Below are 13,345 nucleotides of genomic sequence, written 5' to 3'. Positions count from 1 at the left end.
GGCGGTCAATAACCGCCGCTGCCGCCGCTCGAACTGGAGCCGCTGCTACTGGTACCGCTGCCGGATGCACCCGCGCCGCCGGGCACGCTGCAGCCGCTCGCGCCGAGCGACGCCAGCGCGAGCGCCAGAAGCACGCACGAGGTCGAAAACAGACGGGGGAGTTTCATTTGTTGTCTCCTGATGACGCCAGGCCTGGCCGGATCGCCGGTGCGCCGAATCGTGGGATCGCCGCGCAGCAGGTGAAGCTGGCCGCGACGGCCGGCGTGTCCGGGGCCTGGCGCGCGGCCGCCCGGGCGCGGGCAACGCCGCATCGAGGCGCCGTGAAATACGCCGCCATGCAAGGTTAACGACGCGGGCCGCATTTTTATTCCGTCAGCTTACATCTATCCGCCGGTGGCGCGCAGCGCTTCTTCCGCAGACCGTGGCGCGGCGTCCGGCCAGCCTTCTCCCGCCAGACTTCCGCCAGATTCGTAACTCAACGTTACGGGGACCAGTTATCAGATGCTTCTCAACGCGCAAGCCGTTATAGTGGACGCAGATCGCTCACGCCGCGCGCTTTGTCCTGAAAAGGGTAGAATCGCGGCGAGCAACTGTCCTTCTTACTTGACTTGTCCATGGCATCCGCAGAATCGCATCCGCAAAACGACTTCATGAACGCAGCGCGCAAAGAACGAAAGCGCGTCGAAATCTATCTTGTCAACGGCATTCGCCTGACAGGGTGCATCGAGTCGTTCGATCAGTACCTCGTGATGCTGCGCACGCCGGTAGGCTTGCAAGGCATCTACAAGCGCGCCATCTCGACGATCCAGCTCGATACCGGCACGCGTCCTGCACCACGTACCGGCCGCCCGTCGCACGGCGAACATACGACGCGTGGGCCGCACGGCTCGCGCGAACCGCGTGAGCACCGCGAGCCGCGTGAACCGCGCGAATCGTATGGCGCCCCGCCGTCGGCCGAACGTACGCCCTCGTCCGAGCGCGCGCCGTCGGATGGCCCGGTGGTCGTCACGCGCCGGCGCCGCCTGTTCGGTACCGGCAACGGCAATGGCGACGGTAACGGCAGCAGCGGTAACGAGTAAGCCGGACAGCGGCGGGCTAATCCACCGGATCGCCTAGCCGCTGCAGGATCTGCTCGATGCGCACCCCCTGCTGGTGCGTCAGTTCATACCCACATTTGATCGCAAGCACGCGGCGGCGCCAGTAACCGGCGTTCAGCATGCGCACCATCGGTTGGCGTGTCGCCCAGTCGAGATGTTCCAGTTCCGCCTCCACGACGTGTGACGCATTGAAGCGTTGCGCCCGCTGCGACCCTTTCGATTCCATAGCTGCGCCACCTCGTCAGTGCGCCGCCCGGATGCGGCCGGTGCCGGCCGTCTCCCGCGACACACCCAAGACGAGCCATCGCCCGGTAATTTCAAGGATTTTTGTGGCGCCACGTGGCTTCGCGCGGCGCGAACCCAGGCACACACCTGGCCAAACGGCCAGGTGGCCTGTGGCCGCGGGATTGCGCTATCCTGACTGCTCGATACCCGATGTGGAGCACGACATGTCCAAGCCGAAGCACAACGCGCCGTCCCCCGTTGAAACGGCCGAAGACCGGCTCGACGAGGCCCTCGACGAAACCTTCCCCGCCAGCGACCCGATCGCCGTGGCCCCGGACGAACGGCCTCATCATCCCCAGAAACCGCATACCTCCGACAAAGAAAAGAAGCACCGCTAGCGGCGACGTCTGAGCGGCACGCCGGGCGCCAGCGCCACCTGCGTCAACGGCGCAGCGGTACGCGCCGTTCCGCCCGGCGTGCGCCTCTGCAAGCGTCTGCCTCGCAACCCACCGCCCCTGCCCGCTCCCGCCAAGAAGGAACGACAGCATGCCCAGCAACACCGCTACCCCCGCGCGTTTCCTGCGCGAACGCGACGGGCGAGAAGCCCGCGTCACCAACGTCGAACTGTTCTTCGACCTGATCTACGCATTCGCCGTCACGCAGCTTTCACACCGCCTGTTTCATAACCTGAGCGCGTACGGCGCGCTGGAGACGCTGGTGCTCTGGTTTGCGGTGTGGCTCGGCTGGCAGTACACCTGCTGGGTCACCAACTGGTTCGATCCGGACAGGATCCAGGTCCGTCTGCTGCTGTTCGCGGTGATGCTGACCGGCATGGTGATGGCCGCCAGCCTGCCGCTTGCGTACGGTGAGCGCGGCCTCGTGTTTGCGATCAGCTACGTGACGATTCAGGTCGGCCGCAGTCTTGTGGTGCTGTTTTTTCTGGGCCACCACCATGCGCTGACCGCCAACTTCAGGCGTATCTGCGGCTGGCTGACGATCTCGGGCGTCTTGTGGATCGCGGGCGGCGTGCTCGACGGCTTGCCGCGCCTCGCGTGCTGGAGCGCGGCGGTACTGTGCGAGTACATCTCGCCGATGTTCGGCTTTCCGTTGCCGGTGCTCGGCCGCTCGAGCGGCGCCGACTGGCGCACCACCGAGGGCGGGCACATTGCCGAGCGCTGTCAGGCGTTTGTGATTCTCGCCCTCGGCGAATCGGTGCTGGTGACAGGCGGCACGCTCTCGGATCTGAATGCATGGAGCGCGCCTTCCATCATCGCGTTTCTGGTGTGTTTTGCCGGCAGCGTGGCGATGTGGTGGGTCTATTTCGACACCAGCAGCAGCGCCGGCAGCCGCGCCATCGCACGCTCGGCCGAACCGGGCCTGATGGCGGCGTACTTCCACTATGTGCACGTGATCCTGATTGCCGGCGTGATCGTCTCGGCCGCCGCCGACGACCTCGTGATCCTGCATCCGCCGCAACGCATCGACTGGCCGACCGCGTGGCTGCTGCTCGGCGGACCGGCCATCTACATCGCGGGTAACGGCTTGTACAAGCGGGTCGTGTATGGCTGGTTTCCGCTCTCGCACTGGGTCGGGCTGGCGCTGCTCGCGCTCGTTGCGCCGTTCGCGTTCCATACCGATCTGTTGATGACGGGCGGCCTCACCACCGTTGTGATGATCGTGGTGGCCACCTGGGAAAGCGTCTCGCGCCGTGGTTCGCCTCGGACCGGCCAGGCCGAAGAAGAACCGCTTGGCGCGGAATAACGGCGACCACCTGTGCGGACACCGCCCGCACCTTGAGGCGAGGCGGGCAAGCAGCCCTCTCGGCGGGCCTCATATGCCCCGCCAGAAGCAACAAAACCCCGCGCGGCGAACCGGGCGAGGTCGTGTCGGGTGCTTGCCGGGCGGCGCCGCTCCTGTGCGCCGGCGGCCGCCTAGTGCGTGTTCGGCAGGCCGCTATCCAACTGGCGCTGCAGTTCCTGCACCTGACGCTGCGCTTCACGCAACTGCGCCTGGGCGGCAGTCTTCTGCTGCGCCAGCGCCGTGGCTTCCGCGCGCGTCTGCGCCTGCTGGCTGTTGACGATGCTCTGTTGCTGATGCGCGACGTCGAGGTCGGCCTGCAGACGGTTGGCGCGGTCCTGCGACAAGGCGATCATCCGTTCCGTGAAGGCTTTTTGCGCCTCGAGCCGGGTACGACGAATCTCGATGTCCGACAACTGCAGCGTCTGGCGGACAAAGTCCTTGTAGATCATCTCGGCGCGCGTCTCGTCCCCGGTCTTGATGACCCGCCAGAAAGTCTTCTGCTGGAACAGCGCGACGTAGTACGTCATTTCCTTAGCGTAGAACAGCATGCTCGCCCCGTAGCTGCCGTTGTACGTGGTACGCAGTTCCGTCAGATCCGACCCCCGGATCATCTGTTGCAGTTCCGCGACGTTCCCGGCCGCGGATTGCTTCGCCTCGTCGGGCGTCAGTGCCGTAGCCTGTCCCGGCTGGCCCTGCGTCGTCGAGGGTAAGGCAGTCGTCGCAGCGGGTTGCGAGACGACGGCGGTGCTTGCCCCGTTATCCGGCAGAGTCTGCGCCTCAACGCCCTGCACGGTCCCCAGCACGATCAGAACGCCCAAGGCAATCTGTCGAAGTTTCGACTTGTGGTCCATGTAAATCCTGCTTGAACAGTATTTGTTTTAGTACGTCTGTCTCATTATTACTCACTTTCGCGGGTTTCGGGCTCTTCGTCGAAAATTTGATACTTACGCATTTTCTCCCATAACACCTTGCGGCTGATGCCCAACGTACCCGCCGTATCCTGGCGGCGCCAACCGTTTGCGTCAAGGGCGGCGAGCACCCGGCTGCGCTCCGCCATGTCCCATTTGCTGCGGTCCACCAGGACTTCCGCGGCGCTCTCGGCGGGCACCGGCTGATTGCTGCGAGCAAGCGCCAGCAGGCGATGCAGACGGGCCGCGTCCCACGCGCCGATCTGGCGCACGGTCACGCCGATCCGCTCGGCGAGGTTGCGCAGCTCGCGCACGTTGCCGGGGAAATAGGTATCCGCCACGGCGTCGGCCAGCCAGTATGGGATGTCAGGCAAGGCGGCAAGACGTTCCGGGCCGACCACCGAGGCGATGAAGGCCTTGAAGATGGCGATCTTGTCGACCGCGCCGCGCTCTTCGAGCGAAGGGATTTTCAGCTCGATCACTGCAAGCCGGTAGTAAAGATCGGCGCGGAACGTACCGTCCTTGACGAGTTGCGGCAGGTGCTTGTTGGTCGCCGCGACCAGCCGGAAGTCGAGCTTGACGGGCGTGGCCGAGCCGATCCGCGTGACCGCGCTGTCCTCCAGCACACGCAGCAGTTTGACCTGCTGGTAGAGCGGCAGGTCGCCGATTTCGTCGAGGAACAGCGTGCCGCCGTCGGCTTGCTCGAAGTAGCCTTTGTGGGCCACCACCGCGCCGGTAAACGAGCCCTTGGAGTGTCCGAAGAAGAGCGACTCGAACAGGCCGTCGGGAATCGCGCCGCAGTTCACCGGCACGAACGGCCCTTGCCCATAGCGACGGTGCTTCTCGTGCAGCAGTTGGGCGATGCGCTCCTTGCCGACGCCGGTCTCGCCATGCACCAGCACGCTCGTGTCGCAGTCGGCGAAGGTGTCGACTTCGTGCAGCAGCGCCTGCATGCATTCCGAGTTGGCGACCAGCGCGCTCGACTCGAGCGTCTGCGCCGTGTGAGCGCGCAACTGCAGGACCAGCTTGGTGACCATGCCGCGCAACTCGGCGCAGGTGAAGTCGAGCGGCAGGATATGCGAATACTCGGCCGGATACATGGCCGGATCGTGGTCGCGCGGCGCGGCGCCGACCCACACGACCGGCATGCCGTGGGCGGCTTGCCAGTCGCGCAGGATCAACGCGCCGCTGTCGATCACCGAGACGCTGATGATGGCGAGCGACGGCCGCAGCGCGGTGCGCTCGGGGGAGATGGCGATATCGTCGGCGCGGATCACCTCGACGTCGAAGCTCGCCATGCAGCGCGCGACCCGGTCGACGATGTCGGCCTTGCCTTCCCAGACGTAGATATCGAGTTCGTCGATTTTGGCGGTGGTTCTCATTGGCGAAGAATCAGTAAACCAGTTGGGCCTGACCGCAGGCGAGTCCGAGGTCGTGGACCGTGCTCACGCCGATCTGGACACCCAGCAGTTGCAACAAGGGCACGAGGAGCGCATCGAGGGAAGTCAGGATGGGGCTTAACAGCGCGACCACCCCACTGAGCAACGGCGCCACCAGACCGCTGACATCGGCCCCGGCGACGCTCGCATGGATCGAGGTGGACATGGCGCTCGCCAGTTGAGTCAGCAAGCCCGCGGTTGCCGCACCGACAGCATTGGTGTTGGTGGACTGATAGGCGGTGCTGCTATTGGGCACGCCGTTGAACACCATCGTAGTCGGGGCCGCCTGCAGGCTGAGATTCAGACCCGAAGGCGACGAGGTGCCGACCGACACGTTGATCAGCGAATACCCCAGCGCACTCACATTCGTCACTTGCGCCGGCTGGTTGCACGTGGTCGCCGTGGTCGTGTTCGTAAAGTTATTGGACGCATCGGCGCCGACGCACAGCGCCGCGATGCCGGTGGTCGCGACAATCGTGCTCTGACTGGTGGCCTTTTGCGTCGTGCACTGGGTGCTCTGCAAATAGGCCGTCCCATCGCCCGCCTCGATATAGATCGGCAAATTCAGCAGGCTGATGCTGACGAGGTCGGGAAGCCCCAGGTAAGACAAACCCAGACTCTGATTGACGAGGCTCACGTTCAGATAGACCTGCACCTGCGCCGAATGCGCACTCGTGCGCCACGTGCCGTTCGGGTACTGCCCTGCTTCACCCACCGCGATCACCGGCGGCTGGATGATCTTCGCCTGCGCCGTCACGCTCGCCAGCGGGCTCAGATTGAGCGCTGCGCCGAGATTGAAGGCGCTCTGCCCCTGGGCGATCTCAGCGGCCACCAGCAGCACATCGAGCAGGTTGACGGTGGCACTGGCAGCCGCTTGCGGATCGTCGAGCGCCACCGCCAGCAAACCGTTACCGGTCGAGCTGTAGCCGAGCGCGACATTCAGGCCGGGCGGAATCGCCGCTTCAATCGTGCCCAGATCGGTAACGGCGGTGACGCCCAGCGTCGTACTCTGGCCCGCGGCGGTGATCATCGCTGAAACGAGGTTTTTGACCGAAATATTGGTGGACAGCAACTGGCTCACCGAACCGACGCCGATCGCGGCTGCCAGATCGCCGAGCTTGATCTGGGTAGTCGCCAGCCCCTGATAAGACAGCACGCTCAGATTCAGGCTGCTGCCGAACAGGCCGTTCAATAAACCGTTGACGAGTCCCCCCGACAGGGTCGCTAACGACGTAGTCAGCGAGAACGAGCGAATATTGGTGGCTTCCGCCGTGCCGACGGCTTGGACCACGCGCGCCGGTCCCATGAAAAAATAAGGCACCGTCTCGCTGACCGTAACCTGCACCGCATTCAACGGCGCCCCGCTAGTCGAAAAGTAGGATTGGCCGGCGTTGGCCGACGGATCCCAGCGCCCGCACACCACCGTCACGGTGGCGCTGTTCGACAGGCCGTTGCCGCTCGACGCATTGTTCTGTGCCGAGGTCGTCGCCGACGCGCATCCGCCGCCGTTGCTGATGGTTTGCGCCCCCGCCGACGCCGCCAGATCGGCGGTACGCTGCATCTCCCGGCGAGCGAAATACAGATTGCCGATATCGATCGCCCCCAGCGCCGCCACCGCGATCCCGAGGCAAAGCGCGGCCATCACCATGGTCACGCCGCGCTGCCGGCGCAACGGCGCGCAGCCTGCGCGGCCCGAGCGACGGCGCAGGCGCGCAAGGCGCAGCATCGCAGAACGAGATGGTTCGCAGACCGACATATCAGTTCTGTGGCGCGAGGCCGCCCTGTGAGCCGCCACTGGTCGACTGACCAATCGACGAGCCGTAGAAATCGGGAATCTTCGAGTTGAACGACTCCAGATAACGCTGGTACGCGAGGTTCGCTTCTGCGCCGAGCATCGGCCGCGCGGGTGCGGCGGCCGTATTGTCGCGCTGAAGCGCGCGCCACTGGTTCGTGGCGTGGTCGATCTCGCTGTTCGGCACCGGCTGCTGCGCGGCTGCGGTCTGCGCACGAGCCACGCCCATGCCGCCGGCCATCACTGCCGCAAGCGCTACCAGCGCCGCTGCAAACGCGCGGCCGGCAAAGCGCCGGCTTCCTCGATTGATTCGTTGTTTCGTCATGTTCGCCCCCTTGCTACCGCCTGTTATTGTGAGAACCGCTGCAGCAATCTCGGCGCCGGTTCGAGACCCTGCGCACTTGCGACCGGCGCGGCCCGCGCATCCTGTTGTGGCTGCGCCGCGCGTTTCTGCGCCCGCCCGGCCGCGGCTACCTTCACCGCGTCGCGACGAATCGCCGCGCGCACTTCCGGGCTGAACTTCTGCTGATCCATCAACGCCGCCGCGTGCTTTCCGTCGCCATCGGCCAGCAGATACAGCGCGACGTTGCTGACGATCTTCTGATTGCCCTGATCGAGCTGCGCGGCTTTCATGAGCGGCACCCGCGCGCCGTCGACGTCACCTTCGCGCAGCCTCGCATAGCCCAGATCCGACAAGGTCAGCGGATCGGTCGGCGCGAGCCGGGCCGCTTCCTGCAGTTGCCCGGCGGCCCGGCCAAAGTCGCCCGCCGCGCCGGCAAGCAGGCCGAGCCCGCGGTAGCCGCGCGCCGCAAGCGGCGTCTGCAGCAACTTCGTGTAGGCGTCCGCCGCCGCTACCGGCTGATCGGTCATGCGCAGCGCGTCCGCCCGCATCAGGATCGTGTCGGGCTGGGCGCCGTATTGCTTTTCGAATGCGTCGATGTGCGCGAGCGATGCGTAGTACAAGCCCTGCGCCTGCATCCGTCCGATCAGGTCGAGATACATGGCCGGCGTATCCGGCGCGGGATCGCGCGTCGCCTGCTGGATCTCGGCCTCACGTTCGGCCTGCGGTCCGACGCCGTAGCCCGACAGCTTCGAGGCGCAAGCGCCGAGCAGCGCGAGCGCCAGCAGCGCGGCCGCGCGCCGGCTGAAGCGCATGAACGGCGCCCGCCGCCCAGCCGCTGCCGTTCGCCCCGCGGCGCACAGGCGCCGCGCCAAGAGATTTGAGGTCACGTCGTCAATCATTCGCATTACCTACCGTTTGACCATGTGGAGCGAGTGCGTGACGGACAGCACGCCCGGCCCTGCCGTCACAATCAGCAGCGCCGGCAGCAGCGTCATGATCATCACGCCCGTCATCTTCACCGCGAGGCGGCCGATCCGCTCGCGCAGCATGGCGCGGCGGGTTTCCCGCAGGCGCTCGCCGAACTGCTTCAACGGTTCCTGCACCGCGCCGCCGTGGCGGTCCACCTGCACCAGCAGGCGCACGATCGCGCGCAAGTCTTCGTTGCCGTAGCTCGTGGCGAGCCGCTGCAGCGACTGTTCACGGGTGCGGCCCGTCGCAAACTGGCGCTGGGCGATTTCCAGTTCGCTCGACAGAACCGGCAGCACGCCGCGGAAATCGCCCACCATCACCTGCAGACTTTGATCGATCGACAAGCCGACGCCTTGCAGCAAACGCAGCAGGTCGACCAGCATCGGCAGTTCGTCGATCACGCCGCGCCGGCGCGCGGCGGCGCGGCGTTGAATGAATATTTTCGGCAGCATGAAGCCGGCGATCAGCGCGCAGATCAGCAGAGCGAAATACTGCTGGCCCGCCAGGCGGCCGCCTGCGAGCGTGCCGCCCAGCAACGGCAGGCAGGCCGCGCAGCCGATGCGCGCAATCAGGAACAGTCCACGCGCCCGCGTGTCGACGAAGCCACATTGCTCGAGCATGCGCCGGTCTTCGAGCGCGACCAGTTGCCGGCCAAGCGGCGTATCGAGCCAGCGAATGCCGGTGTGGGCAAAACGCTCCACCAGCGCTTTCAGTCCGGTGGCGCGAGCAACCTTCGGGGTCTTCTCCGCCGCATTCGCAACGGCATCGCTACGTCGGGCCGCAGCACTTGCGGCGGCGAGCGCTGCACTCTGCTGGGCGTGTTCATCGAGCGCATGCGCCAGGGTTCGCTCGCTGCGCCGCGACGCCGCCAGTTTTGCCAGCACCAGTGCTGCCAGCAATAGCAGCGCCAAAGCGGCAAGCACCAAGGCAAGTGCGGCAACGAGATCGGCACGCATCAGGTGCTCCTCAGCCGCGTCAAGCGGTAAAGTAAAAAGGCGCCGACGATTTGCAGCCCAAACGCGAGATACACCAGTTGGCGTCCACCCGGATCGAACCACATCGCACCGAAATAGCGTGGATTGGTCAGCATCAGAAAGCCGCCGATGCCGACCGGCATCAACGCGAGAATCCAGGCCGACAGGCGGGTCTCCGCGGACATCGCGGACAGTTCGCGCTCGGCCTGTTCGAGATCGCGCATGAACGAGGCCATGCGGTCGAGCATCACGTCCGCACGACCGCCGTACTTCACGGAGAGGCGCAACACGGCGCCGACCAGTTCGAGTTCGCGGGCGCCATACAGCACCGCTGCCTGCGATAGCGCGCGGTCGATCTCGACGCCGGTGCGCAGCATCCGCGAGACGTAATCGAGGCACTCGCGCAGCGGCCCTTCGGTGGTCTGCAGCGCGCCCTGGAACGCCGCCGGCACGCTGTTGCCCAAGGTGATCAGACGCACGATGCCGTCCAGAAACGACGGCAATTGCCGCACGATCTCGAGGCGGCGCTTCTGGGTTCGCATCGATACGATGAACGCAACAAAACACAGGCAGGCCAGCAAGGTGACGGCAGCGCCGGGCCAGCCGCCCTCGCGGGCCGCCCAAAGGCACAACCATACCGAGACCACCGCTACGATCACCATCGGCGTGCGTGCATTCGAAATGCCGGCCCGGCTCATCGTATTGCCGATCAGGAAGCCCACCCGCGCCTTCAGGTAAGCCCATCGCACGCGCGCATCGGCGCCTGCTTCGGGAGCATGCGGGGCCACTCCGGCATGCGCGAGCCCTTGCGGCCGCAACGGCACGGCGCGGGCGCCGCCAGCGGCGCCGACCGCACCCGGTACCGCCGGCGCCATGCGGCTGTCGATAAAGCGCTCCGTACTCGCCTGCTCCTCGCGTAGCGCGCCGCGCCGCCATAACAGCAGCGCGCCGGCTGCGCATAGAAGCGCAAGCGCCGCGATGAGCAAGGTGCCACTAGACATTGAAGCCCCCGCCAAAACCGCTGAACCGTCCATGCTGTTCCGGCGCGCCGCCGCCGAGCGCCTGCCTGAAGCGCGCGAGCTTCGGCGAATGCGGATGGATGCCGAGCGAGACCCACTGGTCGAGCTCTTCGCCGTCCTGCGCCATCAGCGGCTCATAGCGATACAGCTCCTGGGTCGCGATGATGTTGTCGGACAGGCCCGTTACTTCGGTGATCGAAAGAATCCTTCGACGCCCGTTGGACAGCCGGCCGATCTGCACGATGAAGTCGATCGCATTGGCGATCTGCCGCCGCAGGCTCGACTCGGTGCCCTGAAAGCCCGCGAAACCGGCCAGCATTTCCAGCCGGTACAGACACTCGCGCGGCGAGCTGGCGTGCACCGTGCCCATCGAACCGTCGTGGCCGGTGTTCATGGCCTGCAGCATTTCGAGCACCTCGCCGCCGCGCACTTCGCCGACGATGATGCGGTCCGGACGCATCCGCAAGGTATTGCGCAGCAGGTCGCGAATCGTCACCACGCCGGCGCCGTCGAAGCCGCCCGGCCGGCTTTCGAGCCGCACCACATGCGGGTGGTTCAACGACAGTTCGGCCGTGTCTTCGATGGTCACCACCCGCTCGGCCTCGGGAATGTGAAACGCGAGCGCGTTCAGCAGCGAGGTTTTGCCCGAGCTCGTCCCGCCCGAAACCAGCACGTTGCAGCGCGCGGCCACCGCCGCTTCGAGCAGCGCGCCGATTTCCGCGTTGTAGGTGCCGTTGCCGAGCAGGTCGTCGGGACGCAACGGGTCTTTGCGGAATTTGCGGATCGAGACGATCGGCCCATCGATCGAGAGCGGCTCGATCACGACGTTCACGCGCCCGCCGTTCGGCAGCCGCGCGTCGACCATCGGATTCGATTCATCGAGGCGCCGGCCGATCGGCGCCAGAATGCGCCGCACGATCCGCAGCAGGTGCGCGTTGTCGGCAAAGCGCACGGGAATCTTCGTCAGGATGCCGTGGCGCGATACGTAGACGTCGTTGTAGCCGTTGATCAGGATGTCTTCGACCGCCGCATCGTTGAGCAGGTCCTCGATCGGACCGAAGCCCGCCAGTTCCTTGGTCAGCGCCTCGGCGATCAGCCGCACCTCGCTCTCGTTGATCGGAATCCGCCGCAGCCGCACGAAGCTGTCCATTTCCAGGTCGACGAACTGGTTGATCGCATTGCGCGACCAGCGGCCAAACTCAGCGCCGAGTTCCTCGATACGCGTGAGCAGATGTTCGTGCGCCGCGTTCTTGATGTCCTGGAACTGCTGGCTATGCGCGAACGAAGGCGAGTCGTCGGCAAATTCGATGTCTTTAGCCATCGTCTATGACCGCTTGTTGGAGGTTGGAATGAAGCGCTTGAGCGCACCGAGCGCGGACTTGCGGCGCGTCTGCGCCGCCGCCGTCGCCGCTCCGCCCAGCCGCTCGACGAGCGGTTCGAGCGCGCGCACATACGGGTCGCGGGCGGCCATGTCGATCAGCAGTTGCCCCTGATTGACCGCCTGTCCGAGCGGCACGCGCCGCTCCGGCAGCGTGCCGAGCAAGGGGATATCGAGGCGCTGGGCGATCTGCCCCGCCGTGAGGCCCAGATCCGGATCGAACTTGTTGACGAGCAAGCGCACCTGACTGACGTCGACGCCCTCTTCACGCAACGCATCGAGCACGCCGACCGCCGAGACGATCGACGCCACGCCCTGATCGCAGAGCAGCCACGCTTCGTCCGCGGCCTGCACCACGTGCGCGATGAACTCGCTGTTGGTAAAGCCGCCCAGATCGATGATCTGCTGGTCGAAAAACGCGCGCAGCCGGTTCAGAAGGCTGATCGAGCTCGAATAGGACACCTCGCGCATATCGGCCAGATTCGGCGGCAGCGAGGTCAGCGCGAGACCGCTCGGATGATGCGACAGCGCGGTATGGACGAAGGTCTGGTCGAAGCGGCGCAGATTGCGCACGGCTTCGACGAAATTGAATTCGCTGCGCGTATTGAGCAGCAAGGAGCCGTCGCCTGCGGGCAGGCCGAGATCGAACAGCGCGGTCTGCCGTCCCTGCGCCGCGTCGCGCCGGTGCAGCATGGCCGACAGATTGGCGGCCAGCGTGCTCACGCCCATGCCGACCCGCGCGCCGAGCAGTGCCGTCACGTGGCCATGCCGGCTGACCGGTTCGACCAGGTTGTCGATCACCTGGCACGTGATGCGCAGCGCATCTTCCGCCGGCGCCGACAGGTCGATGAAATCGCGCACGCCCACCCGCAGCGCCGCGAGCGCACTCTCCGGCTCGCCGATCGAGCCCACCGCGACGATCTGCAGCCCCGGAAAAGCAGCCCGTGCCGCACTCGTGGCGGCGCTCGCTGCAGCGGCACGGCCGCCGGAAAAATCGACGAACACCAGCGACGGGTTGAGCGCCGCGATGCGCTGAGTCAGCATCGACGGATCGAGCGTGACCTGTTCGACCGCGCCCGCTGCCACCAGCGTATCGGTCAACCATTGAACGTGCTCGTCAGCCAGCGTCGCGAACACGAAGTAGTCAGTGATCACCCGTTCAGTCAATGAATGCGTTCTCGCGTTCATATTGGACATCCCTTTGCGGTCGAAACTGCGGAGCCGCCGCTTCGTACTACGCACTGCTGCGGGTAACCGGCGCCCATGCGCCGTCCTGCCCGCCTTTCCGGTGCGGGGGGGGGGGGGGGGGGGGGGGGGGGGGGGGGGGGGGGGGGGGGGGGGGGGGGGGGGGGGGGGGAGGGGGGGAGGGGGGGGGGGGGGGGGGGGGGGGGGGGGGGGGGG

Annotated in this window: 15 protein-coding genes; 4 read left to right on the top strand and 11 right to left on the bottom strand. The window is 66.1% G+C overall.

Annotated elements, in window-relative coordinates; genetic code table 11:
• Nucleotides 1–5 precede the first annotated feature (5 nt).
• The gene (locus AC1ECK_RS30320; RefSeq protein WP_480325873.1) at nucleotides 6–167 is read right to left on the bottom strand and encodes a hypothetical protein; all 162 of its coding nucleotides are present in this window, start codon (nucleotides 165–167) and stop codon (nucleotides 6–8) included.
• Between AC1ECK_RS30320 and AC1ECK_RS30315 the strand changes: the two genes are divergently transcribed.
• Together AC1ECK_RS30315 and hfq are read left to right on the top strand one after the other, a co-directional pair.
• A complete protein-coding gene (locus AC1ECK_RS30315; protein ID WP_480325871.1) occupies nucleotides 168–347 on the top strand; it encodes a hypothetical protein in 180 nt (59 codons plus the stop codon). It abuts the gene before it with no gap.
• Nucleotides 348–614: 267 nt separating this feature from the next.
• Complete coding sequence (gene hfq / locus AC1ECK_RS30310; RefSeq protein ID WP_480325869.1) at nucleotides 615–1,079, top strand: RNA chaperone Hfq; 465 nt, start codon at nucleotides 615–617, stop codon at nucleotides 1,077–1,079.
• Nucleotides 1,080–1,095: 16 nt separating this feature from the next.
• On the opposite strand, the gene AC1ECK_RS30305 is transcribed toward hfq, so the two are convergent.
• Nucleotides 1,096–1,323: a hypothetical protein gene (locus tag AC1ECK_RS30305; RefSeq protein WP_480325867.1), complete on the bottom strand. Its 228-nt coding sequence runs from the start codon at nucleotides 1,321–1,323 to the stop codon at nucleotides 1,096–1,098.
• Between the two features lie 223 nt (nucleotides 1,324–1,546).
• Here AC1ECK_RS30305 and AC1ECK_RS30300 point away from each other — a divergent pair, with 223 nt between their 5' ends.
• Nucleotides 1,547–1,720 (top strand): hypothetical protein, encoded by a 174-nt coding sequence (locus AC1ECK_RS30300; protein WP_480325865.1) that lies wholly within the window; start codon nucleotides 1,547–1,549, stop codon nucleotides 1,718–1,720.
• A gap of 148 nt (nucleotides 1,721–1,868) precedes the next feature.
• The gene (locus AC1ECK_RS30295) at nucleotides 1,869–3,083 is read left to right on the top strand and encodes a low temperature requirement protein A (protein ID WP_480325863.1); all 1,215 of its coding nucleotides are present in this window, start codon (nucleotides 1,869–1,871) and stop codon (nucleotides 3,081–3,083) included.
• A 170-nt stretch (nucleotides 3,084–3,253) separates the two neighbouring features.
• Here AC1ECK_RS30295 and AC1ECK_RS30290 read toward each other — a convergent pair whose 3' ends face one another.
• From AC1ECK_RS30290 to AC1ECK_RS30250, 9 genes are all read right to left on the bottom strand, one after another.
• Nucleotides 3,254–3,973: a DUF2968 domain-containing protein gene (locus AC1ECK_RS30290; RefSeq protein WP_480325861.1), complete on the bottom strand. Its 720-nt coding sequence runs from the start codon at nucleotides 3,971–3,973 to the stop codon at nucleotides 3,254–3,256.
• Between the two features lie 47 nt (nucleotides 3,974–4,020).
• The gene (locus AC1ECK_RS30285; RefSeq protein WP_480325859.1) at nucleotides 4,021–5,412 is read right to left on the bottom strand and encodes a sigma 54-interacting transcriptional regulator; all 1,392 of its coding nucleotides are present in this window, start codon (nucleotides 5,410–5,412) and stop codon (nucleotides 4,021–4,023) included.
• Nucleotides 5,413–5,422: 10 nt separating this feature from the next.
• Nucleotides 5,423–7,195 carry a TadG family pilus assembly protein gene (locus tag AC1ECK_RS30280; protein ID WP_480325857.1) on the bottom strand — a complete coding sequence of 591 codons (1,773 nt, stop codon included), beginning with the start codon at nucleotides 7,193–7,195 and terminating at the stop codon, nucleotides 5,423–5,425.
• A gap of 31 nt (nucleotides 7,196–7,226) precedes the next feature.
• Nucleotides 7,227–7,586, bottom strand: a complete 360-nt coding sequence (locus tag AC1ECK_RS30275) for a DUF3613 domain-containing protein (protein ID WP_480325855.1) — start codon at nucleotides 7,584–7,586, stop codon at nucleotides 7,227–7,229.
• A 23-nt stretch (nucleotides 7,587–7,609) separates the two neighbouring features.
• Nucleotides 7,610–8,416 carry a pilus assembly protein gene (locus tag AC1ECK_RS30270; protein WP_480326039.1) on the bottom strand — a complete coding sequence of 269 codons (807 nt, stop codon included), beginning with the start codon at nucleotides 8,414–8,416 and terminating at the stop codon, nucleotides 7,610–7,612.
• Nucleotides 8,417–8,512: 96 nt separating this feature from the next.
• Nucleotides 8,513–9,529, bottom strand: a complete 1,017-nt coding sequence (locus AC1ECK_RS30265) for a type II secretion system F family protein (RefSeq protein ID WP_480325853.1) — start codon at nucleotides 9,527–9,529, stop codon at nucleotides 8,513–8,515.
• On the bottom strand, nucleotides 9,529–10,548 hold the full coding sequence (locus AC1ECK_RS30260; RefSeq protein ID WP_480325851.1) for a type II secretion system F family protein: 1,020 nt from the start codon (nucleotides 10,546–10,548) through the stop codon (nucleotides 9,529–9,531). Before AC1ECK_RS30260 ends, AC1ECK_RS30265 begins: the two co-directional genes overlap by 1 nt.
• Nucleotides 10,541–11,887, bottom strand: coding sequence for a TadA family conjugal transfer-associated ATPase (locus AC1ECK_RS30255; RefSeq protein WP_480325849.1), 1,347 nt, complete (start codon nucleotides 11,885–11,887; stop codon nucleotides 10,541–10,543). Before AC1ECK_RS30255 ends, AC1ECK_RS30260 begins: the two co-directional genes overlap by 8 nt.
• A 3-nt stretch (nucleotides 11,888–11,890) precedes the next feature.
• Entirely contained in the window at nucleotides 11,891–13,132 is a 1,242-nt protein-coding gene (locus AC1ECK_RS30250; RefSeq protein WP_480325847.1) for a fimbrial protein, read from the bottom strand.
• Nucleotides 13,133–13,345: the final 213 nt, after the last annotated feature.

It is taken from the genome of Paraburkholderia sp. SSBN10T (assembly GCF_056619545.1).
Note: the sequence above shows the minus strand (reverse complement) of the source record. Positions and strands in the feature narration are given on the sequence as shown.

Coding starts and splice junctions, on each gene's coding strand:
- AC1ECK_RS30320 (WP_480325873.1), bottom strand. CDS start 167: ATGAAACTCCCCCGTCTGTTTTCGACCTCGTGCGTGCTTCTGGCGCTC.
- hfq (WP_480325869.1), top strand. CDS start 615: ATGGCATCCGCAGAATCGCATCCGCAAAACGACTTCATGAACGCAGCG.
- AC1ECK_RS30305 (WP_480325867.1), bottom strand. CDS start 1,323: ATGGAATCGAAAGGGTCGCAGCGGGCGCAACGCTTCAATGCGTCACAC.
- AC1ECK_RS30300 (WP_480325865.1), top strand. CDS start 1,547: ATGTCCAAGCCGAAGCACAACGCGCCGTCCCCCGTTGAAACGGCCGAA.
- AC1ECK_RS30295 (WP_480325863.1), top strand. CDS start 1,869: ATGCCCAGCAACACCGCTACCCCCGCGCGTTTCCTGCGCGAACGCGAC.
- AC1ECK_RS30290 (WP_480325861.1), bottom strand. CDS start 3,973: ATGGACCACAAGTCGAAACTTCGACAGATTGCCTTGGGCGTTCTGATC.
- AC1ECK_RS30285 (WP_480325859.1), bottom strand. CDS start 5,412: ATGAGAACCACCGCCAAAATCGACGAACTCGATATCTACGTCTGGGAA.
- AC1ECK_RS30280 (WP_480325857.1), bottom strand. CDS start 7,195: ATGCTGCGCCTTGCGCGCCTGCGCCGTCGCTCGGGCCGCGCAGGCTGC.
- AC1ECK_RS30275 (WP_480325855.1), bottom strand. CDS start 7,586: ATGACGAAACAACGAATCAATCGAGGAAGCCGGCGCTTTGCCGGCCGC.
- AC1ECK_RS30270 (WP_480326039.1), bottom strand. CDS start 8,416: ATGCGCTTCAGCCGGCGCGCGGCCGCGCTGCTGGCGCTCGCGCTGCTC.
- AC1ECK_RS30265 (WP_480325853.1), bottom strand. CDS start 9,529: ATGCGTGCCGATCTCGTTGCCGCACTTGCCTTGGTGCTTGCCGCTTTG.
- AC1ECK_RS30260 (WP_480325851.1), bottom strand. CDS start 10,548: ATGTCTAGTGGCACCTTGCTCATCGCGGCGCTTGCGCTTCTATGCGCA.
- AC1ECK_RS30255 (WP_480325849.1), bottom strand. CDS start 11,887: ATGGCTAAAGACATCGAATTTGCCGACGACTCGCCTTCGTTCGCGCAT.
- AC1ECK_RS30250 (WP_480325847.1), bottom strand. CDS start 13,132: ATGAACGCGAGAACGCATTCATTGACTGAACGGGTGATCACTGACTAC.